24 protein-coding genes are annotated in these 24,764 nt (G+C 53.6%); 19 read left to right on the top strand and 5 right to left on the bottom strand.

The window, feature by feature from the left end; translation table 11 throughout:
• Window positions 1-1,492, bottom strand: a 1,492-nt coding sequence (locus JW953_08020; GenBank protein MBN1992640.1) for a hypothetical protein, incomplete at its 3' end; no start/stop codon positions are given.
• Between the two features lie 867 nt (window positions 1,493-2,359).
• On the opposite strand from JW953_08020, the gene pheA reads away from it, so the two are divergent.
• The 7 genes from pheA (at window position 2,360) to JW953_07985 (ending at window position 9,240) form a co-directional block, all read left to right on the top strand.
• A complete protein-coding gene (pheA, locus tag JW953_08015; protein ID MBN1992639.1) occupies window positions 2,360-3,241 on the top strand; it encodes a prephenate dehydratase in 882 nt (293 codons plus the stop codon).
• Window positions 3,238-4,254, top strand: a complete 1,017-nt coding sequence (aroF, locus tag JW953_08010) for a 3-deoxy-7-phosphoheptulonate synthase (protein MBN1992638.1) — start codon at window positions 3,238-3,240, stop codon at window positions 4,252-4,254. Before pheA ends, aroF begins: the two co-directional genes overlap by 4 nt.
• A 73-nt stretch (window positions 4,255-4,327) precedes the next feature.
• Window positions 4,328-4,855: a MarR family transcriptional regulator gene (locus tag JW953_08005; protein ID MBN1992637.1), complete on the top strand. Its 528-nt coding sequence runs from the start codon at window positions 4,328-4,330 to the stop codon at window positions 4,853-4,855.
• Between the two features lie 142 nt (window positions 4,856-4,997).
• Complete coding sequence (locus tag JW953_08000; protein ID MBN1992636.1) at window positions 4,998-5,828, top strand: methyltransferase domain-containing protein; 831 nt, start codon at window positions 4,998-5,000, stop codon at window positions 5,826-5,828.
• Between the two features lie 229 nt (window positions 5,829-6,057).
• Window positions 6,058-6,738, top strand: a complete 681-nt coding sequence (locus JW953_07995) for a response regulator transcription factor (GenBank protein ID MBN1992635.1) — start codon at window positions 6,058-6,060, stop codon at window positions 6,736-6,738.
• Between the two features lie 227 nt (window positions 6,739-6,965).
• Window positions 6,966-8,483 carry a HAMP domain-containing protein gene (locus JW953_07990; protein MBN1992634.1) on the top strand — a complete coding sequence of 506 codons (1,518 nt, stop codon included), beginning with the start codon at window positions 6,966-6,968 and terminating at the stop codon, window positions 8,481-8,483.
• A gap of 13 nt (window positions 8,484-8,496) precedes the next feature.
• Window positions 8,497-9,240 carry a metallophosphoesterase family protein gene (locus JW953_07985; protein MBN1992633.1) on the top strand — a complete coding sequence of 248 codons (744 nt, stop codon included), beginning with the start codon at window positions 8,497-8,499 and terminating at the stop codon, window positions 9,238-9,240.
• Window positions 9,241-9,273: 33 nt separating this feature from the next.
• Here the strand turns inward: JW953_07985 and JW953_07980 are convergent, their stop codons facing one another.
• The 4 genes from JW953_07980 to JW953_07965 form a co-directional block, all read right to left on the bottom strand.
• Window positions 9,274-10,350 carry a peptidoglycan DD-metalloendopeptidase family protein gene (locus JW953_07980; GenBank protein ID MBN1992632.1) on the bottom strand — a complete coding sequence of 359 codons (1,077 nt, stop codon included), beginning with the start codon at window positions 10,348-10,350 and terminating at the stop codon, window positions 9,274-9,276.
• Between the two features lie 36 nt (window positions 10,351-10,386).
• Complete coding sequence (locus JW953_07975) at window positions 10,387-12,138, bottom strand: GAF domain-containing protein (GenBank protein ID MBN1992631.1); 1,752 nt, start codon at window positions 12,136-12,138, stop codon at window positions 10,387-10,389.
• Window positions 12,139-12,450: 312 nt separating this feature from the next.
• Window positions 12,451-12,708, bottom strand: coding sequence for a hypothetical protein (locus JW953_07970; GenBank protein MBN1992630.1), 258 nt, complete (start codon window positions 12,706-12,708; stop codon window positions 12,451-12,453).
• Between the two features lie 53 nt (window positions 12,709-12,761).
• Window positions 12,762-13,775, bottom strand: coding sequence for a class E sortase (locus JW953_07965; GenBank protein MBN1992629.1), 1,014 nt, complete (start codon window positions 13,773-13,775; stop codon window positions 12,762-12,764).
• A gap of 395 nt (window positions 13,776-14,170) precedes the next feature.
• Here JW953_07965 and JW953_07960 point away from each other — a divergent pair, with 395 nt between their 5' ends.
• The 12 genes from JW953_07960 to JW953_07905 form a co-directional block, all read left to right on the top strand.
• Entirely contained in the window at window positions 14,171-14,500 is a 330-nt protein-coding gene (locus JW953_07960) for a helix-turn-helix transcriptional regulator (GenBank protein MBN1992628.1), read from the top strand.
• Window positions 14,501-14,593: 93 nt separating this feature from the next.
• Window positions 14,594-15,526, top strand: coding sequence for a hypothetical protein (locus JW953_07955; protein MBN1992627.1), 933 nt, complete (start codon window positions 14,594-14,596; stop codon window positions 15,524-15,526).
• Between the two features lie 170 nt (window positions 15,527-15,696).
• Window positions 15,697-15,966, top strand: a complete 270-nt coding sequence (locus JW953_07950) for a hypothetical protein (GenBank protein ID MBN1992626.1) — start codon at window positions 15,697-15,699, stop codon at window positions 15,964-15,966.
• 33 nt (window positions 15,967-15,999) lie between these two features.
• Window positions 16,000-17,004: an endonuclease/exonuclease/phosphatase family protein gene (locus JW953_07945; protein MBN1992625.1), complete on the top strand. Its 1,005-nt coding sequence runs from the start codon at window positions 16,000-16,002 to the stop codon at window positions 17,002-17,004.
• 119 nt (window positions 17,005-17,123) lie between these two features.
• Entirely contained in the window at window positions 17,124-18,161 is a 1,038-nt protein-coding gene (locus tag JW953_07940; protein MBN1992624.1) for an endonuclease/exonuclease/phosphatase family protein, read from the top strand.
• Window positions 18,162-18,339: 178 nt separating this feature from the next.
• A complete protein-coding gene (locus JW953_07935; GenBank protein MBN1992623.1) occupies window positions 18,340-18,726 on the top strand; it encodes an ATP-binding protein in 387 nt (128 codons plus the stop codon).
• Complete coding sequence (locus JW953_07930; GenBank protein MBN1992622.1) at window positions 18,723-19,136, top strand: STAS domain-containing protein; 414 nt, start codon at window positions 18,723-18,725, stop codon at window positions 19,134-19,136. The genes JW953_07935 and JW953_07930 overlap by 4 nt, the downstream gene beginning before the upstream one ends.
• Before the next feature lie 515 nt (window positions 19,137-19,651).
• Window positions 19,652-21,007, top strand: a complete 1,356-nt coding sequence (locus tag JW953_07925) for a hypothetical protein (GenBank protein MBN1992621.1) — start codon at window positions 19,652-19,654, stop codon at window positions 21,005-21,007.
• Window positions 21,008-21,020: 13 nt separating this feature from the next.
• On the top strand, window positions 21,021-21,314 hold the full coding sequence (locus JW953_07920; protein MBN1992620.1) for a hypothetical protein: 294 nt from the start codon (window positions 21,021-21,023) through the stop codon (window positions 21,312-21,314).
• A gap of 173 nt (window positions 21,315-21,487) precedes the next feature.
• Window positions 21,488-22,438 (top strand): STAS/SEC14 domain-containing protein, encoded by a 951-nt coding sequence (locus JW953_07915; GenBank protein MBN1992619.1) that lies wholly within the window; start codon window positions 21,488-21,490, stop codon window positions 22,436-22,438.
• Between the two features lie 3 nt (window positions 22,439-22,441).
• Entirely contained in the window at window positions 22,442-23,587 is a 1,146-nt protein-coding gene (locus JW953_07910; GenBank protein ID MBN1992618.1) for an ABC transporter permease, read from the top strand.
• A gap of 91 nt (window positions 23,588-23,678) precedes the next feature.
• Window positions 23,679-24,764 (top strand): ABC transporter permease (locus JW953_07905; GenBank protein ID MBN1992617.1); only part of this gene is annotated, 1,086 nt, incomplete at its 3' end.

Genomic DNA, 24,764 nt, shown 5'->3' with positions numbered 1-24,764 from the left:
TTTCGGCAACAGGCGACAGGATAATCTCTTCTTCTATTACCTCTGTTTCCTCCACCAGCCAAGCCGGCAACTCTTCCTCCCCGGTTTCAACCTCCGCCGGGGTTTCGGCAACAGGCATTGGCGGAACAATCTCTTCTTCTGCCTCCGTTTCCTCCACCAGCCAGGCCGGCAACTCTTCCTCCTCAACTTCAACTTCCGGCGTAGCGGCTACCATTGGTTCAGCAGCCGGCTCCGGCGCCAAAGTTTCAACAACTTCCAGGGTTTCAGTTTCTTCTTCAAACTCTTGCAGCCAATCAGGCAGGCCCTCTTCGTCTACCAAACCTTCCTCTAGGCTTACCGGCGCAGCAGGGGGCGGGGCCGAAGGCTCGGCGGCCATAGGTTCGGGCGGCTCGCTCGGCGTTTCCTGGAGCCAGTCGGGTAACTCTTCTTCTATCAGAATCGCTTCCTCTTCACCACCCGGCTCTGAAGGCTCAAACGGTTCGCCCTCTTCCATTTCAACTTCTTGCAGCCAATCAGGAAGCTCTTCGTCGCTGGGGCCGCCGCCCGCCATTGCGGCCAAATCAAACCTACCTGGAATTTCTTCTTCACCCTGGGCCGCTTTTAACCAATCGGGCAAATCTTCTTCATTAATCTCAGCGGAATCCGGAAAAGCTGCCGCCGCTTCAACTTCGGTGGGAAAACCCGCTTCAGCAGGTTCTTCTGCTTGCACTTCCCTTAGCCAATCAGGCAAATCCTCATCTTCCTCAGCAGACATTTCAGGACCGGGTTCCGGCGCTGTTACGGCCATTTCCGGCTCTTCGGGTTCGGTAAACCCAAATTCATCCTCGTTTGCTTCAGCGCTTTGCAGCCAGTCGGGCAATTCCTCACCGGCTGCCTGTGGTTGAGCCTCATCCCGGTCTGCCTCTCGCAGCCAATCCGGCGACTCGTTTACCGCTTCCATTTCTACCCGAATTTCAGCCGAAACAGCTCCGCCGGAAACTTCTTCCTCCGTTACTCCTTGCAACCAATCCGGCAGATCTTCTTCCACAATCATCTTATCATCATCATCATCGTCACCCATAGCCGCCGGAACAGGTTCTGGTTCAGTGGTTGGGGGAGAAGCAGGCGAAGTTGGAGTCGCAGGAACGGCTTCATCTGCCGAAAAATCTTGCAGCCAATTCGGCAAATCCTCTTCTTCTTCCACCTGGTCATCCACAGGTTCAAAGATGGGGAAAGATGGGGCAGGGGTTGGCCCTGGAACGGGTGGTGTGGTCGAAGGAACCGTTTCATCTGCCGATAAATCTTGCAGCCAATCCGGCAAATCCTCCTCCACTAAAGTCGTCTGCTCCTCATCGGCTGCAACCATAGGTTCAGCCCTGGCAAAATCTTCTGTCCAGGCCGGTTCCGGCGATTCTTCTGCCGGTATTTCGGCGGCAGCAGGCTCGCCGGAGAGGTCTTGCAACCAATCCGGCAGGTCTTCCGCCACCACCATTTTATCCTCATCATCAACCATCTCAACCGGTTCCGGCGCAGGAGGCTCCGGGGCCGGTGCTGGCGGAGGCGGGGGAGGGGACTCAACGGGCGCCGGCGGCGGTTGAGGCTTTGGCGCAGGGGGGGGGCAGGCGACGGTTCGAGCGAATCATCGAGCTTCTTTCTAACCAATTCATCATCAGAGGTAGAAATCATCCAATCTCTGGCCGACATCCCTTCCGCTTCTGAGGGACGTTCTTCAGCCACCGAGCCTAGATCAATACCTTCTTCAGCCAGAAGTCGTTCCAGATCCGACATACCATCGTCAGCCGACATTGCTCCAGAGCTGGCCTCTGATTCCATTACGGTTTCTTCCTCACTTTCCGAGGGTGTGCTGCCCTGCCCGGCCCGAATACTCTGTAGCCAATCGGGAACGCTGTTTTCATCCAGGGTGCTGCCACTCGACGAAGCAGCCACCCTCAACCAATCGGGCAATGGGCCATCAACTGGTGATTCAATTTCAGGTTCACCTGAATCATTTTCAGGCGGCACATCTGATAAATCACTCATAAAATTTGCGCTTTGGTGATAACACTGGGGTACTACAGACTTGACCAATAATGTTTAACAAAACCACAATGTCAAGCAACTCACCATAATATATTATGCCGCCCGATAATGTATCGTCTTGTACCCTACAAACCACGCTAGAAATACTGCTTAACTTGGCATAATCCTAGATAAGATTATAACATACCTTTTTTTACATTACAAGATTAGTTTCAAAAATACATAACATAATCGAAAATCTACCGGCCCGTTTATTCCTACCAGACCGGATATACTCCATTGACGCAAATTAAAGACTGCTCTATAATTACGCCCCACCAACAAAAAAGGTAAAAACACTATGCCAACCGTAGCCTTTCAAGGCATCAAAGGCGCTTATTCCGAAAGCGCCATCTACCAGTTTTTTGGCGCAGACACTAAAACTGCCGCCCGTAAATCTCTGGCCGGAATTTTTGAAGCAGTGGAAAGAGGACAAGCCGATTTGGGCATGCTGCCCGTGGAAAACGCCTTAACCGGCTCCATTCCCCTGGCCTATGAACTATTGATGGAACGCGACCTGCGCATCCGGGCCGAGGTTATCTTACACATCCAACACACCCTGATGGCCGCTCCAGGCGTTAAGCTGGCGGCCCTAAAACGGGTTCGCTCTACCCTCGCCTCGCTCAATCAGTGTGAAAAGTTCATTAACCGCCACAACCTGGAACCAGAAACTTCTTTTGACACCGCCGGCAGCGCCCGTGATTTAGCCCATCATCCCCAGGCCGACCTGGGCGTGATTGCCAGTAAACTGGCGGCCAAAATCTACAAATTGGACGTTCTGGAAGAGGCCATCGAAGACACCCCCTTCAACTACACCCGCTTTTTTGTGCTGGGCAGCGAAGACCCGCCCCGCGCCCAACGCAACAAAACGTCGCTCATTTTCAGCGCCCGCCACCTGCCCGGCTCGCTTTATCACTGCCTGGGTGAATTTGCCGAGCGCAACATCAACCTGACCAAAATCGAATCCCGCCCGCGCCGGAATCGCCCCTGGCAATATCTCTTTTATCTGGATTTTGAGGGCCACTGGCAAGACCCGGCGGCAGAGGCGGCGCTGCTGGGCTTACTGCGCCGGGCCGGTTTTGTCAAAATGCTCGGCTCCTACCCGCAGGCCACCACTCCTCACCCCGATATAAAAGAAGCCCCCACCATTGCCGACAGCGCAGAGGGCGGGATAAGCGGATGATTATCATTATGGACCCCGAGGCGACCCCGTTTGAAATAGATAACGTGGTGGCCCATGTTGAAGCCAAAGGTTGGCAAACGCGCCTCTCGCGCGGTTCCGGCGAAACCATCATCGGCTTGCAGGGTCAGGGTCAACCCGTTGATCCCTTTTATCTGGGCCAACTGCCCGGCGTGCGCGATACCATGGCTATTACCCAACAATTTAAACTGGCCAGCCGCGCCTTTCAGCCGGAAGATACTACCTTCATCATCGGCGACGTGACCGTTGGCGGCAAACAACTGGCGATTATGGCCGGGCCGTGCAGCGTTGAAAGCCGGGAACAATTACTGGAAACGGCCTACGCCGTCAAAAAGGCCGGAGCCACCTTTTTGCGAGGCGGGGCCTATAAACCCCGCAGCTCGCCCTATAGTTTCCAGGGCATGGGCGAAGCCGGCCTCAAACTCCTGGCCGAAGCCCGCGAGGCCACCGGCCTACCGGTGGTCACCGAAGTGATGTCGCCCACCAGAGTAGCCCTGGTGGCCGTTTATGCCGACGTGCTACAAATTGGGGCGCGTAATATGCAAAACTTTGACCTGCTGAACGCGGTGGGTCGGGCGCACAAGCCGGTGCTGCTCAAACGCGGCCTGTCGGCCACCATTGAAGATTTGCTCATGGCCGCCGAGTACATCCTGGCCCACGGCAACAGCCGGGTGATGCTCTGCGAGCGAGGTATTCGCACCTTTGACAACAAATACGCCCGCAATACCTTTGACATCAACGCTATTCCCCTGCTCAAAGAATTGACCCATCTCCCCGTTATTGCCGATCCCAGCCACGCCATTGGCGTGCGCCGGCACGTTACGGCCATCACCCTGGCCGGTGTGGCGGCCGGCGCCGACGGCCTCATCATCGAAACCCACCCCGACCCCGACCATGCCGCCTCTGATGGAGCGCAATCGCTCACCCTGCCTGAGTTTGCCCAACTTATGCCCCAGGTTAAGGCAATGGCCCAGGCCGTAGACCGGACGGTTTGAGGTTGACTCACGCTATCCTTCATGCTACAATATTTTCAATAAGTTCTGAATTTTTGAAACCCCCAGATTGATAATGAGCGACTTCGACCGCGTCAGAGAAAAATTTATTTTGCATTGGGGTGAGATGGGTTCACTATGGGGCATCAACCGCACTATGGCCCAAATTCATGCCCTGCTCTACATCTCGCCGGAGCCGCTTTCGGCCAACGCTATTATGGAGGAACTACAAATCAGCCGGGGGAATGTGAGCATGGCCCTGCGGGAACTTATTGCCTGGGGCATTGTCAGCCGGGTACACATAAAGGGCGAGCGCCGCGAGTTTTACATCACCGAAAAAGACGTTTGGAAAATGTTCCGCATCATTGCCCGCGAGCGCAAAAAACGAGAGGTTGATCCCACCATCAAGGTTCTAAGCGACAGCGTGGCCGACTTGAACCAATTACCAGATTCAGACGGCCAATACGAAAGAGCACAACTTAAAAATCTGCTTGACTTTTTTGAAACAGGCGTTGAGGTTTTTGAAAAATTGGAAGGGCAAAACCCGCAAAGCATCATCAAACTTTTAGGCAAAGCCTTGGGCCTAAAGCGATCAATCTCATAGTTACTCTTTTTTTGTTCATATTTTTCAACTTTTTCTGAAAGATATGAACCATGAACAGGAGACACCCATGAAAAAAGGAAATATTGGCCGTCGTTGGATATGGATTGCGGGAATATTGATGATTGTATAAAGGAGCATGCGGATGACGGTAAAGTCACAAACCGGATTTTTTCCGGCTCTATTGGACAATCGGCATTATTCGGGCACTATGTCAACCCTGCTTTACAATTGGCCGGTTTTTGCCAGCATATTTTTTTTTGGCGTGGTCATGTTGGCCATCAGTTTTTTGCTCTCTTCATGGTGGAGTTGGCTCTGCCTGATATGCGGCCTGGGAGCGCTGGCCGTTATCGGCAATGTTCTGGCCGCTACTTATGTAGTGTATGATTGGGGCGATAAACGCGAATACGATCGCCTGGCCGAGTTGGGCCACCTGGAACAGGCCAATGTGGTTATTGACGTTACCTGCGGCAAACTGCGCGGCACGCGGGGGTTGCTCTCCCGCTTTAGGGGGGGCCATTATTTTTTGATTGACATTTATCACCCTCAAAAAATGACCGAAGCCGCCCTGCGCCGGGCCAGGGAAATGGAACCGCCCCTGGAAACCACACACCGTATCTATCACCGCCCCAGCCAGGCTAACCGTCTCCCCCTCCCTCATAACTGGGCTGATGTTGTTTATTGCAATTTTTGTCTACACGAAATACGTGACTCTGCCGACCGTAACGCTATCTTTGCCGAATTCGCCCGCATCCTCAAACCCGAAGGTCGCCTGCTGCTGGCCGAACACAGTCTGGACCTGGCCAATTTCCTGGCTTTTGGCCCTGGCTCGTTCAGCTTCTTTTCCGCCGATACCTGGCGCCAACATCTGGCCACAGCCGCCCTCAATATTCATCACCACGAGCGTTGGCGAGGACTGGTCCATTTATGGGTGGCCGGGCGTAACCCGAGAAACGACAAGAGCAGCGACGAATGACCAACAACGAACGACCAGTAGGTAACAGTCATTTGGTTGTTCGTCGTTGGTCATTCGTCGTTGGTCATTACCCCGATTTACTGTGCCTTTTCTGTCATTCCTCTGTCACACATCTGCCTCAAAACTGCTTGACGTAACCTGTAGTTTCTGTTAAGCTGTTAATACTGCGGCACAGGCAAAATGCCACTGTGCCCTAACGAGTTCCGCTGGATGTTACCGACAAACAATCATGTCTGCCCGCATTTTGATCGTTGACGACGAACCCCCCATTGTGAACATGCTGGCCTACAATCTCAAACGGGCCAACTACGAAGTACTCATTGCTTGGGACGGCGAGGAGGCTTTACGGCAGGCCCGGCAGGAACAGCCTGATTTGATCATTTTGGATCTGATGCTGCCCAAGCTGGACGGCTTGGACGTGTGCCGCGCTCTGCGCCAGGAGCGGGACGTACCCATCATTATGCTCACCGCCCGCGACGACGAAGTAGACCGGGTGGTGGGCCTGGAATTGGGCGCCGACGATTACGTGGTCAAGCCCTTCAGCGTGCGCGAGTTGATGGCGCGAGTCAAAAACGTGTTACGCCGGGCCAATCCGCCGGCCCCAGCGCCCAATGTGATTCGAGTGGGTAACTTGACCGTAGACCTGTCTCGCGGTGAAGCCCATTGGCACAATGTTGCCCTAAATCTGACCACTCTGGAGTTACGCCTGTTGCACACCCTGGCCCTGCATCCCGGCCAGGTCTTGAGCCGGGAGCAATTGCTGGAGCAAGTTTGGGGCTACAATTATTATGGCGATCTGCGGGCCGTAGACGCCGCCATCAAACGGCTACGAGCACGACTACGTGAAGCCACCCCTGATACCGAAATAATCGTCACGGTCCGGGGAATGGGATATAAATTATCGGCATAGCAAAATTATCCTGAGTCTTGAGAAAGTCTGCCGGGTTTCCTGATAGCCCTCTATTCCAATAGGCTACCAAAATTAGTGAAAGGATGAGGAAAGAACAATGAACTGCTACAGGCAATTAATGGTAGGGTTAGTCAAATGAAACCAACAAAAAAGATTTTGCCGGTACCCGGCCAGATTATTGCGCCGAGTTTGACCTTCCTCATCGCCCTAAGCCTGATGGCAAGACCATGTTTTCCAGTATTCGCGTCCGGCTAACCCTCAGTCACCTCCTGGTGATCGTTCTGGCAATGGGGCTGTCGGGTTTTTTGCTGCTCTCCTTTCTGGAGCGCTATTTTATGCAAGCCATGGAAGATAGTCTCATCGCCCAGGCCCGGATTACGGCCCAGGCCCTTATCCCCGGCGCCGGCCTCGGGGGGCCGCCGGTTGAGGCGCAAGCGCCCGCCTACAATGCTATCCAACAACAGCGGGTGGGAAACCTGGCCCTGCAAACCCAGAACGTGGCCCCGCCTCTGGGCGATCTCCCTTTGGATATGAACGATCTGACCGATGCTTCCCTTGAACTCAGCACCCTGCTCGACACTCACATTCGGCTTTTGGATACCCAGGGGGTGGTGCTGGTTGACTCCCAACTGGCCAGGCAGGGTGAAAATATGCAGGCCGACCCGCTGGTGGAACAAGCCCTGGCCGGGCAGTACGCCAGCCGCACCGACCCGGCCGGGCTGAGACAAGCAGCCGCTATGCATCTAGCTATGCCGGTGCTGGTCGAGGGCAAGCTGGTGGGAGTGGTGTATCTGAGCCAGACCCTGAGCGACGTGACGGCGGTGCTGCGCGACCTACGCCTCCGCTGGCTGCTGGCCACCGGCATTGCCCTGGTGCTGTCGGGCCTGGGAGGATTGCTGTTGTCCCAAGCCATCGCCAACCCCCTGCGCCGGTTGACCGAAGCAGCCGGAGCGGTGGCCCAGGGTCAGCTTGACCAACAAGTGCCGGTGAAATCCCGCGATGAGTTGGGACGGCTCAGTCAAACTTTCAATGAAATGACCACCCGGCTGAAGGCCGCCCGCCAGATGCAAATTGACATAGTGGCCAACGTGTCTCACGAATTACGCACACCCTTGACCTCCATCAAAGGATACCTGGAAACGCTGTGCGGCGGCGCAGTGGATGATCCCGAGGTGCGCGATTCCTTTTTGGAAACGGCCGAGAACCAAACCGACCGGCTCATCCGGCTGGTCAAAGATTTACTGCTGCTGTCGCGGGTGGATTCGGAAACCCTGAATCTACAAAAAAGGCCAACCGGCATGGTCGAATTGGTGCAGGGGGTGGTGGACCGCCTAAACTTTCAGGCTGAAACGCGGGCCTTGACACTGCAAGTAAAAGCCACGCCCGGCTGCCCGGCCATAGAGCTTGACCCGGACCGGATTGAACAAGTCTTGGTCAATCTCCTGGACAACGCCATCAAATACTCCCGCCCCGGCGGGCAGGTGACGGTCAAGGTGAAAGGTCAACAAAATCAATCAGTTCTGGTGCAGGTGCAAGACAACGGCATCGGCATTGCCGCCGTAGACCTGGCCCGCCTTGGCGAGCGATTCTACCGCGCCGACAAAGCCCGCTCTCGCGCCGAAGGCGGCAGCGGTCTGGGTCTGGCCATTGCTCGCTCGCTGGTGGAGGCGCATGGGGGTCAATTAAGGGTGGAAAGTGAGGAGGAGCAAGGCACAGTGGTGAGCTTTAGCCTGCCTGCTCGATAAAACGGTCAGCCCTATGAAAATCGCCCTTATTGGAGACGTTCATGCCAATCTACCCGCCCTGGAAACCGTGCTAAACCACGCCCACCAACAGGGCAGCGAGGCCATCTGGAATATTGGCGACTGGGTTGGCTATAATGCCTTTCCCAACCAAGTAATCCAACGGCTCCGGCAGGAACACGCGGTTAGCATTGTGGGCAACTACGACCTCAAAGTACTCAAATTTAAACAGAAAAAAGATAAGTGGCGGCACACCAAACGCCCCGAAAAATATCTGGCCTTCAAGTGGGCATATCAAAATCTCAGCAAAGAACACCGGGCCTATCTTCGCTCGTTGCCCCAAGAAATACGGCTGACCGTAGCCGGTTGGCCCGTTCTGTTGACCCACGGCAGCCCCGCCTCCAATAACGAAGCCATCACCGCCGCTACCCCGGAAGCCCGCCTGCACGAATTGGCGCAAATGGCCCAGGCTGAAGTTATTATCTGCGGCCACTCACACCGGCCTTGTGTGCGCCGGGTGGATAAGGTATGGTTCATCAACACCGGCAGCGTGGGCCGGCCTGACGATGGCGACCCGCGGGCTACCTACGCCATTTTACAACTTGAGCCGGATTCTTTGCAGGTACGGCATTATCGGTTGGCCTACGATGTGGATAAAGCGGTTGAGGCAATTCGTTACTGTGGTCTTCCCGCCGTATTTGGGGAAATGCTCCGACAGGGGCGGAATTTGGATGAGGTGTTGGCCCGGCAGAATCTTTGATGATGATAAATGGTTTGAGGTTGGCGCGGGAATTTATTGGGGGCTGTCCGATAAATAATCAAGGGGATTGACCCGCTCGCCTTTGACCCGAACTTCAAAATGAACATGCGGACCGGTTGAGCGGCCGGTGCTGCCCACTTCGCCAATGGGGTCGCCGCGGGCAACAAAGCCAGATTGGAGGAAAGTGCCCTTGAGATGGCTATACCAGGTCTCTAACCCCTCACCATGGTCTATAATGAGGGTGTAACCGTAGCCCGTTTCGGCCCAACGGGCATAAATCACTTCGCCATCGTCTGCAGCGTAAACCGTTGTGCCGTAGGGACCGCCCAAGTCAATGGCCAGGTGGTCTGCATGAAATCCCTGGGTGATGGGGCCAACCAGGGGCCAGGCCAGGGGCGAGTCAGGCGACAGCGACGGTTTGGGTATATCCAGTTCTTTCCGGCCATAAGGGACAATGACCCCCTGGCCGGATTCTAACTCATAGGGAGCATAAAGAGCATTGGGGGGATAATGGGTAATATCCTCTTTAGACACGCCGTAACGGGCGGCAATGTCCTCAACCGTGTCGCCGGCGGCTACCCGGTGATAAACACCCTGCACCGGCAAAATGAGTAGTTCCGCGCCCAGCGGAACCACATCGGGATTGCGTTCCAAATCCGGGTTAGACCAGCGCAGGGTATCAACGTCCAGTTCAAATTGAGCGGCAATACTCCACAGCGTATCCCCTTCTTGCACGGTATAGGTGACTATTTTGGCCCGTCCGCCAACGTTGGGCCAGGGGATTTCGTCATCCACGGCGGCCTCTTGGTAGAGATCAGCCGTATAGGCCTGGGTTTGGGGCGTAGCGGTTGGGGCAATAGAAGGCAAATTCATCACCGGCTGGGACCGGACGGTATCAGGCGTGGTCAAGGCTGATTCTGGCGGCAATGGCGCGGCAGCCGGCAACAGGGTCTCCGGCCCGGCCTGTTGCTCCAGCCTGGCCGTGACTGCTTCAGGCAACCAGCCTTGCTGCCAGGCTATCAGGCCAATGAGCATTAAAACGGCAAAAACCAGTAATATCCCACGCCCGCGCCGTTGGCGGCGCGGGCCAATATACAAATCCAAACGCACAACTCCTTCCTTGGGCCAGTAATTATACCACCAAAATTACTCCTGGCCCAATGCCTTGGCCACAGCCGCCGCCCGGCTATCCACCTCAAGTTTGGCAAAAATACTCTGCACGTGCTTTTTAACCGTGTTGACGCTGACGATTAAAGTGTCGGCAATCTCTTTGTTGGTTTGGCCCTGGATCAACAGGGTCAACACCTCGCGCTCGCGTTCACTTAAATTGTAGGCTTGTTTTAACTGGGCTACGCCTTTGGCGTTTTGAATGGCAATGGCGGCGTGATTGGCCAGGCAGGTCAACAGCTTTTTATCCCAATCAGAAAAATCCCGGCGCTGAGAGGTGTAAAGGCTAAAACTTCCCAGTGCGTGTTCAGGTTCGCCGGGCATTAACATGGGCACCACAATGGCCGAGACCCAGCCCTGTTCAACAGCCAACTCTTGGTGCTTAAAATCAGGATGAACGCGCACATCGTCAACGGTAATGGGGCGATGAAGCCGGATAGCCTGGCCAGTAAAACTATCGTTGAGCGGCAGGCGTTTGGCCCGTCGCTCGCCCTGAGTGGATTGGTGCAACACCAGGGTTCTGGGATCAGACGTGGTCCAGATTGAGCCAACCGAGGTGTTAATCAAGTCACAGGCCCGGTCGAGAATCAATTTTAATAATTCTTCCTCATTGGCGGTCAGGAGAACCTCGGCAATTTCCTGCATGGCGTCCAACAAACGCATCTCTTGTAAAGCCACCACTACCTGAGTAGCCAGAGCTTCCAAGAGATGCTGGTCGTCCTCGGTGAAGGCATTGGGCCGGGGACTTTCGATATTCAGCACGCCCTCAAGGGCCTCGCCGGCGCCAATGAGGGGCACGGCCAATTCGGCATGCATCTGCCGGTCGGCAGGCAGGGGGTGGTAAATGGCTTTCCAGGGCGAGTCTTGCAAATCCGGGATCAAGAGCGATTGCTTTTTGGTGGCTACCCAACCCATCACACTACGCTCGTTAACGGGCAAGGGCGATACATCGGCCAGCCCCTCTTTGCGTCCGGCCAGCGCCGCAATGAGTAACAAATCCTTTTCTTTGTCATACAATCTAAAACTACCGTATTGGGCGGCGGTAATATCCAGGCCAATATTTAAAATTTCCTGAAACGTTTCGGGCAGGTTGGTCCGGCTGCTAATCAACTGCGAAGCCCAACGTAACTTTTCCAGTTCTTTTACTTTGCGTTCCAGGGCGCGGGCCATCCCCCCCACTTGCCGGCCATGATAAATGGCCATGGTAGCCAGGTTGACAAAATTATCCAGGATAAGCAGTTCCGTTTCATTAAAACAACGTTTATCGCAACGATAAACATAAAGCAGGCCCATTACCTCATCGCCGACAAGCAGCGGATAACACACCAGAGATTGAGCGCCAGCTTGCCGCTTGGCGGGGTGGATGGATAGATCACGCTCTTCATAAGACAACACCCGGCGACGACGCCGAATAGCTCGCCCACCTAGTCCCTCTGGCCGCGGCGCATCGTCGGGGGAAGCGCCCGGCGGTTCGCCCGCCGCTACCCGCAGGTCAAAATCAGACCCCTGGTGAGCCTGGTCATAAACCCAAATTACCGCCGAGGCGTTAGGCTGGGCCTGGTTATCGTCGGCGCCCGCGGTTACCACCCGCACCGCATTTTGCACAATCAAACGCAGCGTAACGGTCAGGTCGTTGCCCATGCCTAATCGATTGATGCTTGTTTCAATCTCATTCAAGGCAGCCAGGGTTTTTATTAAGTTTGACTCATCCCAGGAATCCTTTTTTTGCACTTTACCTTCACCACAAAAGAATCTCTTCAAGATTCGCCTTTTAGAGATTTATTTTAGTCAAAAAAGAGTTTTTTACAACGAACAACCACCAGATGGGTGCGTCCAGAATTTAGGAAAGCACAGGGGGGAATTTGGGGGGATACCCCCCACATCCCCCAGTCCTCCTAAAATATCGGACAGACCCCCACCAGATGAAGTTGTAACAGGAGGAAGCAGACCGGGGCCAGTAAGGAGTAAAAAACAAGCCCTAAAGATTTCAGGCGAACCACTGGTTCATGCACCTTTAGGGCCTTCAAACATAGATCGTCGCTGCTAAATTACAAACGACAATCCAATCAGCACCACAAACATCAAAAGGGCGATCAAAACAATATTCCGCATCTCTTTATAAACGTAGGCGTATTCCTGGACAAAATCTACAATTTTGCGCTGCGTTGATTGGCCCACACCCATACCGGGAGTGGTCGCGTCAGTTATAGCCTGACCAGGGGCAGGTTCAACAGCCGGAGGAACAACTTGTTTTCGTTTTTCAGCCTGTTGCAGTCGGGTGCGACGTGAGCGTTTGGCCATTGGCAAATTCTCCTTTATAGGGTTTAAGAGTGAAGATTATACCACCCGGCCGGTTATTCAGCTAATTCACCAATCACAACCAGGCGGTGGGTATCTATGAGGTAAGGATAGCAGGTTTGCAGGGTGGCAACAGGGTTGGTGGTCGGCCACATCACTTCCACGTCGGTAGGCTCAATGATGCGCTTTTCTGTAGCCACATACCGAAACTTTTGCTCGCCGCTGTAAATAAAGTATTCATCGCCGGGTTCAAGCCGGTCCAGATGCCGGAATATCTCGCCAAAAATATCGTTGTGCGCCGCCAGGTACAGGTTGCCGCGTTCGCCCGGATTGGCGCTGCCCGGCAAATGGCCCACTCCCTTTTTTAAATCTTCCCAGGTAATATTGGCCACAATTGGCGCATCCACATTGATTTTAGGGATGACAATCCGGGTGGGCGGATTTGGCTTCTGTTCCACGGCTAGGGCTACTGCCGACGCCGGTCCAAGCGACGGCTGCACCCACTGCTGCAAATGCAGCGGCACATCCGGCGCGGCCCCGCCGGGTGAAGTGGGCGGGGAGTGACCGCCGGGCAATTGAGTCAACGAGACAGGCGGCGAAGCGGTTGGGGTGGGCGCGGCCTCGGCAGCCGCTCCATTCTGCTGGGCAATGGACACCTCGTCGTTCAATTCTCTGAGGTTGAAATAAGATATGACCAGTACCACCACCAGGCCAAGCACGGCCGTAACCTCCAGGGTCAGCAATAGTGTATCCGTAATTTTTTTGGAACGGGAACGTTCTGATCGCGCTTCTCTATTAAGGATTCTTGGCTTCTCTTTGTGGCCCGGCAAAGGCTGCACCACCGCTGCTTGGAAACCAGTTACGGCCACGGGCGTACTTTTCTGGGGGGTAGATGGGGTTGCGGATAAAGTTGGCGGCGTTGGGTCTTGTCCTACCAACGCCTGGTTCGCCGAGCAACCCGCCTGGGATAGACGTTGAAAGCGCTCTAAACGGACCTGCCGTTTTTTAATCAGCAACGTCTTTTCCAGTTCCTCAACGCTCAAATCTTCTAGCTTGCGTTTACCAAACATCCGCCACCCATTTTTCGATACAAAATATTATGTCATGTTATTGTAGAGTCTGACCGGCTGTTTGTCAAGCCCTCATTTTGACTCAACGCTGTCTCCGGCCTCAAAGCCTCAGCTTGATTTTTGACTGGCCGGCCCAATACCCTACTACATATAGAGGATTTACAAAAACAAACTACTATATATAGTAGTTATTCCCGGTTTGTTTGTCAAATATGGAAGACGAACGACCAACGACGAATGACCAACAAACAATAACGAATTTGATCCTTCGTCGTTGGTCATTGGTCGTTGGTCAGAAGACCTGGATAGGTAACGCCCCTCTTGACAGACTCCGTTAATTATAGTAGAATGTCTAGGTACAAAGAAAGAGGAGGAGAAAGGAGGCCAGGCAAAATATGAGCAAACTTGACATGCGTACCGGCAGCACCACCGTGATGTTGCTGCGCCTGCTGGCCGAACGCCCCATGTATGGCTACCAAATTGTCAAAGAGTTGCAAACCCGCAGCGAAGGTTATTTTGACCTGGAACAGGGCACGCTTTACCCGGCCCTCCATCGGCTGGAAAAAGATGGCCTGGTAGAAAGCACATGGGAAGTGGTTGAAGACGGCCCGTCGCGCAAATATTACTACATTACAGACAAGGGGCGAGTTGAACTGGAAAAGTCGGCCAGGCAGTGGAGCGACTTTTCCCACCACTTATTGAAGCTATTGGAGGGTCTGGCCTAGACCACAGGAGTCAACCATACCCATCCATAAATTCGTTAAAAAAGGGCCGCCTGCGGCAGGCAATAATCATGATCGGGGGAGGAATAGAGGCTAATGTCAGCCATCCAACAATATTTGAAAGATTTTCGCAAAACTCTTCCGCAGCACCTGCGGGCTGAAGCCGAGGCTGAAATCCGCACTCATCTGGAAGAACTCACCCAGGAGTGGCAGCGACGAGGTCTGACTCGCCCAGAAGCAGAAACCAAAGCGATCCAGGCCTTTGGTCTGCCGCGCAAAATAGGCAATGCGTGGCGGCAGGCTGCCGGCGTGGTTGATTGGCCCGATATTCTCCTGGCCGCCTTGCCCATTTTGGGTATCAGCGGTTTGGGCCGTTACTTTGTGGGACAATATATTCCGGTAAGTATATTTCTGGTCATCTTTGGCCTGGGAGCGGTAGTGGCCTGGCGACAAAGCTGGCCAACCTGGTGGTATGCCTGGCTGGGCTGGCTTTTTTTGGCCTTGCTGGTTTTGCCGGGCACGCACTGGGTCTTTTTTGTCAGCTTTCCGCTCCTGGTCACCATCCTGGCGGTTGAGAGCTGGCAGCATGCCACCTTGATGACCCTGCCCTTTACCACCTACCTGGCCTTCAAAACCCTCATTGGCCGGCAGCAGCTTGTCACTACCGGTTGGGGACCGGGCAACATCTATCCGGGTAACATCGTCTGGCTGGAGACGGCCTTTTCTATTCTGTGGATTCTTGTTTTAGCCGCCAGTCTGCGCGCCGCCCGACCAAGCCGGCGTGGTATCTATTTGTTGGCCGGACTCATTGGGACCCAGTTGATTTACATAGGCGGGGTGATGCTCATGATCCTAGTGGGGAAAAGTTTACCGGCCTATTTTATCACTACCCTCACCACAAAAATCGTTTTGCTCCATAAATTACCCTTGGGGTTGCTCACGATTGGCCTGACCCTTTATCCTCTCTTGGTTTGGTTGGTGGCCCGCTGGTTACAGCGTAACCAAACTCAATCGGGCCTACCGGCTTGACCCAATTATCCTGGCCGGATGGTCAGGAATATTTTTAGAGCTATACCTAGATAATCTATCTATGACGAATCAAGTAACCTTCATCACAGGATTGACGTACATGAGCATATAGATCATAGAAATTCAGCAACCATTAATCGTTCAGGTCTATATTTTCAGGAGGATGAGTGATGCACAGTCCAAACATCACGCTGGGGCAAAAAATTGACAAGCGCCACGTTGAAGCCACGGTACTCTTTGCCATCAATAACATTCCTCAAGCCAATGCGGTCACGCCCTTTTTGGAACTGGTCAATGCGACGGGCAATTTTGGCTCTATCAGCACCGAGCAATTGATCCATAAAATGAATTTGCTAAAAAAATACGTTCCCGAAACCTGTACCTATTCCCTGTCTGCGCTGGCAGAGCTTTTGAATATTTACCTGCCAGAACAGCACTAACCCTATTCTGCTTTTGAAGGAGATACATAACCGATGTTAAATCTATTACTTTCACTGCTTAAAAAATTATGGCGCATCCCGGTGACTCTTTTTTGGGGCGGGCTGTGGCTCTTTGGGCTGGGCTTACTGCTGTGGTACGCCCTGCGGTGGTGGCCCGGCGACCGCCTGCTGCCGGTGCGCCTGGCCAATTATCTGATGCCCTGGTTGCTGGTTGGGTTGATCCCTGCCCTGGTCGTCGCCGGAGTGGCCCGCCGCTATCGTTTGATGATGCTTTTGGCTATTCCTACGCTGCTGATCGGGCTGACTTTTGCCCCGCTTTTTTTGCCGCGACCTCCCACCGTCCTGGCTGCCAGCACTCCCTTGAAGGTGATGAGCTACAATGTATGGGCCAGAAACCGAGACATCTCTTCCGCTGCGGCCTTGATTCGACAAGAACAACCCGATATTTTGCTTTTGCAGGAAGTTAAACGATCCGATGCCCTCGCCTTGAACCAGGCCTTAACCGATCTCTATCGGGGCAGTGAATTACATTTTATCTATGAACCCGCCATCGGCCAGGCCATCGCCAGCCGCTATCCCCTGACCCCAAGAAGGGCATCCTACCAAAACGGGCGTACTCAAAAAGTGATAGCCGACACGCCCGCCGGCCCAATTGCCGTATGGAATGCGCATCCGCATGCACCGTTCAGGTGGTCGCAACAATACCGCGAAATCTCCGGCCTGGTTGACGAGATCGCGGCTATGGACGGCCCGCTGATCCTGGGCGGCGTCTTCAACACCACCGACCAGGCCGAAACATACCGGCTGATCAGCCAACATTTGCAAAACGCCCACTGGGAAGCGGGCTGGGGTTTTGGTTTTTCCTACCCGGCCCATACCCGCCGGTTTAGAGGCAGGGTCGCCCTTCCTCCCCTGGTGCGCATTGACCACATTTTTTACAGCCATCACTTCTTTGCCCGGCAGGCCAGCACCCTGCCTACTTCGGGAGGTTCCGACCATTTACCGGTGGTCACAGAGTTATTCTGGATCCAAGATTAAACTCCTCTCCAAACGGTCAAATTTTGGTCAGAATTCAGTCTATCGTTTGTCCAACAGGGGCGAATGGATGATGATATACTGGGCTAAAAACAACTCCTCAAACCCTAAAGGAGATAGCCATGCCCTTAACCCGATTGCGCTCGCGTTTACCCGCTTTCATCCGTTTTGGGGGACGATTAAGCATCGCCGCCAGCCAAATCTTTGTTGTCGCCTTACTGGCCTGGCAGGTGCTGCGCCATTATCCAGGAGACCGCTGGTTGGCAATCAGACTGGGTAGCTATTTTGCGCCCTGGTTTTTTATGGCCCTCCTGCCCGCGTTCGTTATCGCCTGGCTGGGCCAACGACGCCGGTTGATGGGGGCCATAGGGCTGCTGCTCCTGATTTTTGGCGCATCCTATGGGCCTTTACTGACACCCCGGCTAGCTCAAGTGAAAGCCGAAAATACGACCAATGAATTACGAGTGATGACCTTTAACGTGCATTACGCCAACCGCAACGCGCAGAGCATTGCCGACCTGATTCACGTCGAAAAACCAGACCTCATTGCCATCCAAGAGTTAACCGACGAGTTGGCTCTTTTACTGCTGCCCCAATTGGCTGCAGAATATCCTGACTATGTCGTGGCTGACTCGCCGGGATTTAGCAAAGCCTTGCTCAGTCGTTATCCTCTGGCCGCGCCATCCGGGCCGACAGAAGTCTGGTGCGGTCTACCCGCCGTTGTTGACACGCCCGGCGGTCACGTGGTGGTCTGGAATGTTCACCCTGTTCCGGCAGTACGACAGGATGGTTGGGAACGGCAACACCAGGCCCTAATCGCGCTAATCCAAGAAATTGAAAGAGAAAACAGGCCCCTCATCGTCCTGGGCGATTTCAACACCACGGACCAGGCCGAAAATTATCGCCTGGTGGCCACCCGTCTGACCGATGTGCACCGCGTTGTCGGCCGGGGTTTTGGCTTCACTTTCCCCGAACCGGATGTATTAGCCTGGATGCCCTGGTATGCGCAGCCTTTTAAGATGGTCAGCCCCGTCGTCCGGATTGATCACATTTTTGTTAGCGAGCATTTTGCGCCGCAAGAAACTCACGTCATTTCCAAGGGGTACGGCTCGGATCACCGACCGGTGGTGGCTACGTTACGTTTTAGGGACAGCCCATGAAAATCAACCACCGAGGCTCTCCTCGCTAAGCGCCACGGCCAACCTCACCGCAACTTTGATATTTTGGGAGTATTCTCTTCCATTCCCATTGATAATTTCCCCGTAATTTGCTATAATCCATAAAATCTCGTTAAAGGAGGTACAGTCCATCCTTCAAATTCCAGCAGCATTGAACCAGTTGGCTATAGCCCGTGATTTTATTCAGGAAACGGCTACCGCCCTGGATGTTAGCTCAAGCGTGACCGCCGATGTTGTGCTGGCGGCAAACGAAGCCATCACCAACATTATTGTCCATGGCTATCAAGATCAGACCGGCATGATTGAGATCGAGGTTAAGCGAGAGGCAGACGTTTTGCTTGTGCGTCTTCGCGATCAGGCCCCTCCCTTCGATCCGCTCACCGTCCCTCCACCAGACCTATCCCTGCCCCTGGAAAAACGACCTATTGGGGGAATGGGGATTTATATGATCAGGCAACTGATGGACAAGGTCATCCATCGGGGTACGCCCCAAGGCGGTAATGAATTAACTCTAATAAAACATATAATAAGAGGAGAAGACAAATGAACATAACCATCGAACAAACCGCAGGAAAAGTACCGGTCACAATTATGGGATTGCACGGAGAATTGGATGGCTCCAATTACCTGGACGTGATTGCCAAAGCAAAGGAGCTTTACAGCACAGGCACAAGGAATCTCCTGATTGATATGAGCGACATGTCCTTTATGGCCAGTTCCGGGGTCATGGCCCTGCATAGCATTGCCCTGTTAATGCGCGGCGAGGAACCACCAGACCCGGAGTATGGTTGGGATGCCTTTCATGCCATTGATCGTGACCGAGGGGCCGGGGTGCAACAGCATGTCAAATTGCTCAGCCCCCAACCGGCCGTAGACCGGACCTTGACCATGACCGGCTTAAAAGGGCAGTTCTTTGCCGTCCACACCAATCGGGAGACGGCGATTGCCTCATTCTAACTGAAACACTAATCCCCAAATAATTTAATAAAATACCCCCTTGACGAATGGGACTATATCTGGTATAGTATCTCCGTTCGATGTGATGTATCCGGGGGGATTCATCCAAGACCCATTTGCGGTCGAACTATCATCCTAGCTTAACGCAAACAAAATATCCTTTACAAAAGCCAAATCCGGAGCCAGCTCCGGCCAGGATACCGTTTGTCTCAGGGATGCTCATTTTATCCCGATGATCTCGGGTCAGACATTCCTAACATGGCCATACGTTATTCTGTTACCATTGACTTTTGAAAGGACTTGGCGAAGTTCCCCAGGAAGATCTATCACCAGGGGGAACCTGGGCGGCATCTGAGACTACCGCACGGGCAAAGCATATTTCTTGGGAGCACCTCGCCTTGAAAGGAGGTGGTTTGTGGTATAGATAGCGGTGTATCTCATTATTATCCGTAAGTTCAAAATTAGAGTGTTTTTCAATTTTCAAAGATTCTAACAAATATTAAGGAGTAAAACCGATGCAGCACAAAACTTTGTTCAAACTCGCCCTATTTGGGGGTGCCTTAGTCTTCTTGGGGCTGTTGGGGGTGAATTTCTCAGCGCCGGTGGCCGCCCAAGACCCCTCTGGAGACCTTGGTATTCAAGCGGTTGTTTCAACTGCCTTTGTTTATCAAGGCCAATTGTCCGATGGCGGCGGGCCGGTTACAGACACCTGTGACTTCACCTTTGGCTTGTTTGATGCCGTCAGCGGCGGCACCCAAATTGCTTCAACTGTCAATGCCAACGGCACAGTCGTAACCAATGGCGCTTTTGCCGTGGTGTTAGATTTTGGCGATACTGCCTTTACCGGCGATGCCCGTTACCTGGAAATCACGGTAAACTGCGGGGGGGGAGCAACAACCTTAAGCCCCCGCCAGGAATTGCACGCCGTACCTTATGCGTTAAGCCTGCGACCTGGGGCAAAAATTGTGGGGACTGATACCGTGTTGGAAGTTACAACCAGCGGTTCCAATTCAAAGGCTGTTTTGGGCAGCGCAACCGGTGGGGCTAACCCGGCCGGTGTTTATGGCACCAGCAGTTCCTCCGGCGGGCGAGGCGTGTTTGGTGAAGCCACCAGTACCACGGGCAGCAATTCTGGAGTTCGCGGGGTAACGCAATCAACTGACAGTAATGCGACAGGAGTTTACGGCCTGGCGATTAGCTCCAGCGCCACCGGCACCGGGGTGAAAGGGCAGAACAACGGCACCAACGGCTACGCCGTGTGGGGACAGGGTGGCAACGGCGCAACGGGCGTGTTGGGTCAAGCCAATTCTAGCACCAAATATGGGGTGTGGGCTTACAATAGCGGCACCGGGGTTGCCCTGCGGGTCGAAGGCGCAGGGACCTTGATCGAGGCCTGGGATATGTCTCCAGTCAATGTCAGATTCCGGGTTGATAATGCCGGCGGCGTCTTCTCCGATGTCGGCTACAGTACCCCTGCCGCTGACTTCGCCGAGATGTTGCCTGCTGTTGACAGACTGGAGCCGGCGGATGTGCTGGTCATTGGTCCAGACGGCAAGTTGACCCGCAGCACCGAGGCTTATCAACCCACGGTGATGGGAGTCTACTCCACCGAACCGGGTTTTGTGGGTGGTTTTCAAGCCGACACAGAGATGAAGGGGCAAGTCCCGCTGGCCGTTGTGGGCGTTGTGCCGGTCAAAGCCAGCGCCGAGAATGGCCCGATTCAGCCCGGCGATATGTTGGTTGCGGCCAATATCCCCGGCCATGCGATGAACGCCGGCGATGAGCCGCCGCAAGGAACCGTTATCGGCAAAGCCCTGGCTGGTTTGGACGAAGGGACTGGGGTGATCCAGATGTTGGTCATCTTGCAATAGGAGAATGGCCACGATGCATATCAACCGATTAGTCAAATTGATGCTCCTTTTGGGTCTGGTTTTGTTGGCAACCCATGCCCCTGCCCTGGCCCAGAGTTTTACCCAAACGGGTCGGGCTGTGAGCAGCGCCGGCACGTTGAGCGGCGGCGGCTTCAGCCTGGCTGGGAATACCGGTCAACCCGAAGCAGGAACAACGCCGCTGACCGGCGGCGGCTTCAGCCTGAAAAGTGGTAGCAATAACCCGGTGCAAAGTGCTCCGGGCAGCAGTTCCTCCTCTGTTTATCTACCTCTTATTCTACGTAATTGAGCGTAAACAGATGTATTTTATGGGCCATGTAGGACATTCCTGCATGGCCCTCTTTTTTTGGCGACTCATTTTCCAAAAAAATCTTGACTCCTGCTCCAAAATATGATATATTAAAGACCGACTGGTCGGTCTATTTTTCAATCGTAGTATACCGCCCCCAAGGAGACGCAAGTATGATTGAATTAATACCTGACGTTGCAGACAACGTAGTCGCCGTTAAAGGCACAGGGAAAATAACCGGTGATGATTATGAGCAGGTTATTATTCCGGCCATTGAGGAAAAGTTAAAAACATACGATAAAATTAGAATGTTTGTCCAATTAACCCCAACCTTCTCCGGTTTCGATGCTAAAGCAATGTGGGACGATGCCAGAGTGGGCCTCAAGAATTTGTCTCATTTTGAAAAAATAGCCGTGGTGACCGATACGGAATGGATTGCCCAATCGTTTAAGATATTTGGCGTTATGACCCCCGGCGAGGTCAGGATTTTCAGCAATGAGCAATTTGACGAAGCTAAAGCGTGGATTGTGGCCGATTATAAACCTGTCACCCGCACCCAAATCTTGCAGTCGGCCCTGATATGTTTCTCCGAAAATGGTTTTCATCAAACCACGATGGACGATATTGTTGCCCAAAGCGGGTTGAGCAAAGGCGCGCTGTACTGGCACTTTAAGAGCAAAAAAGAGTTATTCATTGCGCTGGCGGAGTGGTTTATACTGCAAATAGACCAGCAAATTGATCTCGTCTGGACCGACGATATGTCCGCCGCCGACAAAATTCGGTCAATGGTTGAAGTAACGCTGGCCGGCAGCGAACAAATGGTTCCGTTTGTCAACATCTTTCTTGATTTCTGGGCACAAACACCGAAGGATGAACAACTCCAACAAATTTTCGGCAGTATTATTGACGATTATGAAACCAAATTGGAAGAAATCATCAACGAAGGTGTTGCCAACGGCGAATTCCAGCCGGTGGAGAATCCGCGCAATCTGTCGCTGGCGATGTTTGGCATGCTTGACGCCCTGTTTTTGTACTACACCCTGCTGGGGGACAAAGTGGATATGCGCGGGTCGGCCAGAGCGGCCGTAGACGTGATGCTGGCCGGATTGACGAGTAAGGAGTAAGTGATGTCGCTGTATAAAACATGGGCGGTGCTGAGCAAAGAAAGCCGCCATATTTTGCGCGATCCCAGCACGCTCATTTTGTTGCTGCTGGCGCCGGTGCTTTTAATGATCATTATGTCGTATGCTCTCATTGCCGATATTCGAGAAACCCCCATTATGGTCATGGACAAAAGCCGGTCGGCCTTTTCCCGCGAATTTTTGGATACCTTGGTTAACAGCAACGATATTGTGGTAAACAAACTGGCCGCCAGCTATACCGAAGCCGAACGATACTTTGACCGGAGCCAGACCAAGGCTTTGGTGGTCATTCCTCCTAATTTTGCTGGCCAATTGGCCGCCGGCCAGCCGGCAGAGGTGCAGGTTATTGTTGACGGCACCGACCCCTCTACGGCCAATCACGTGATCAACCACGTTCTCAGCCGGGCCCGGGTATTTGGCGCCCAGGTTGCCGTAAAATCTATTGAACGATCAAACCCCGGCCTGATCAGTTATTTGCCAACACCCCCGGGCATAGACCTGCGCATCCGCACCTGGTACAACCCCGATCTTAAAAACACGCACGGCATTGTGCCGGCCATGATCGCCCTGGTAATGAGCCTGCCGGCCATGGTGGTGATGAATGCCCTGGTGCGAGAAAAGGAATACAGCACCCTGGAGAGCGTTTTTGCCACGCCCCTGCGCCGCAGCGAGCTTTTAGTCGGCAAACTCCTGCCGTATGTTTTCACTGGCCTCATCAGTGTGGTCATCTGTGCCATTGTGGCGGTCAAACTGTTTGGGGTGCCGTTTCAGGGATCGTTTCTGCTCTTTCTGGTATTGTCGGCGGATTTTCTGCTGGCGGCCTATGCAATGGGTATCTTTTTGGCAACCTTTATTTCCAACCAGGCCGCCTCATCCATTGTGGCCTTGCTGATTTTTATGTTCCCCGGCTTTTTTCTATCCGGCATCTTTTATCCGATTTCCAGTTTTCCCGACATTGTTAAGGAAGAAGCGCAATGGCTGCCCTCCACCCAGTTTGTGGCTATTACCCGCGGATTAATGGTCAAAGGGCAAGGCTTGGATTCTTTGTGGTTCCCAACCGTCATGTTGACGGTTATTTTCTTAATGATGACCGCTTTGGCCGTGCTCTTCTTTAAGAAAAAACTCAGGTAAGGATTCAGGGTAACAGGGTAGCAAAGTAACAGAGAAACAAGTTGCTACCTTGCAACTCTGCTACCCTGCGACCTTGTATGGAGTGCAAAAAATGTTTTATAGACTTGGCGTCCTTATTGTTAAAGAACTGATCCAAATGATACGCGCTAAAGCGTTGGTGCTAATGGTGATATTTGGCCCGTTGGCAGAAATGTCGCTGGTGGCGTGGTCTACTTCGGCGCCTATCACCAACTTGCCCACGGTGGTCGTGGATGAGAGTCGCAGCGAAGCAAGCCGCGACTTGCTGGTGGCGTTCCACAACACCGAAACATTCCAGTTTGAGCATTATCTCGACGACCCCTCACAAGCCACGCCTTACATCGAATCCGGCGAGGCTGTCGCCGCGTTGATTATTCCGGCCAATTACAGCCAGCGACTCACATCCCCCCTGGACTCGTCGCCGGAATTGGCCTTTATTTTAGACGGCTCCGACCCGATTGCGGCCAGTGAGGCGCTCAGGTCCGCAGAAGGCGTAGTGAGCGCCATGAACCAAAAATTAGCCGTGCAGTGGAACGGCGGGCACGATGAGGCCCTGTCGTTGGTGGAGCCGCGTTTGCGGGTGCGTTACAACGAGGAAATGAAAAAATCAATCTACACCGTGCCCTCGGAGTTGGGGCTGATCCTGTTTGCCATCACCGTGATGATCGCCGCCATTGGCATTGCCCGCGAGCGCGAATTGGGCACGCTGGAACAACTTACCGTCACCCCGCTCCGGCAATTGGAATTAATTATTGCCAAATCGGTGCCGGCGGTGTTGATGGGCTTTGTTGCCTACCTGCTAATGCTGGCTGTGGCGATGCTGTTTTTTGGCATTCCTATGCGCGGCTCTTGGACCCTGTTGCTCGGCGTTTCCTTCTTCTTTTTGCTGGTTGAATTGAACATTGGCCTGATGATTTCGGCCTACGCCAAAAACCAGATGCAAGCCCTGCTGCTGGCCTTTACCTGGGTGATGATTGAATTCTTTTTCTCCGGCTACGGTGTGCCCGTGGAAAATATGCCCGATATTTTACAGCAGTTGGCCCACATCTTCCCCATCTATCACTATATGATCATTTTTCGCAGCATTTTGTTAAAAGGCGTCGGGCTGACCGCCTGGTGGCCGCACCTGCTGGCCGGGACCATTATCGGCCTGGTGGTG

This window comes from Anaerolineae bacterium, assembly GCA_016931895.1.
Lineage (GTDB): Bacteria > Chloroflexota > Anaerolineae > 4572-78 > J111 > JAFGNV01.
Note: the sequence above shows the minus strand (reverse complement) of the source record. Positions and strands in the feature narration are given on the sequence as shown.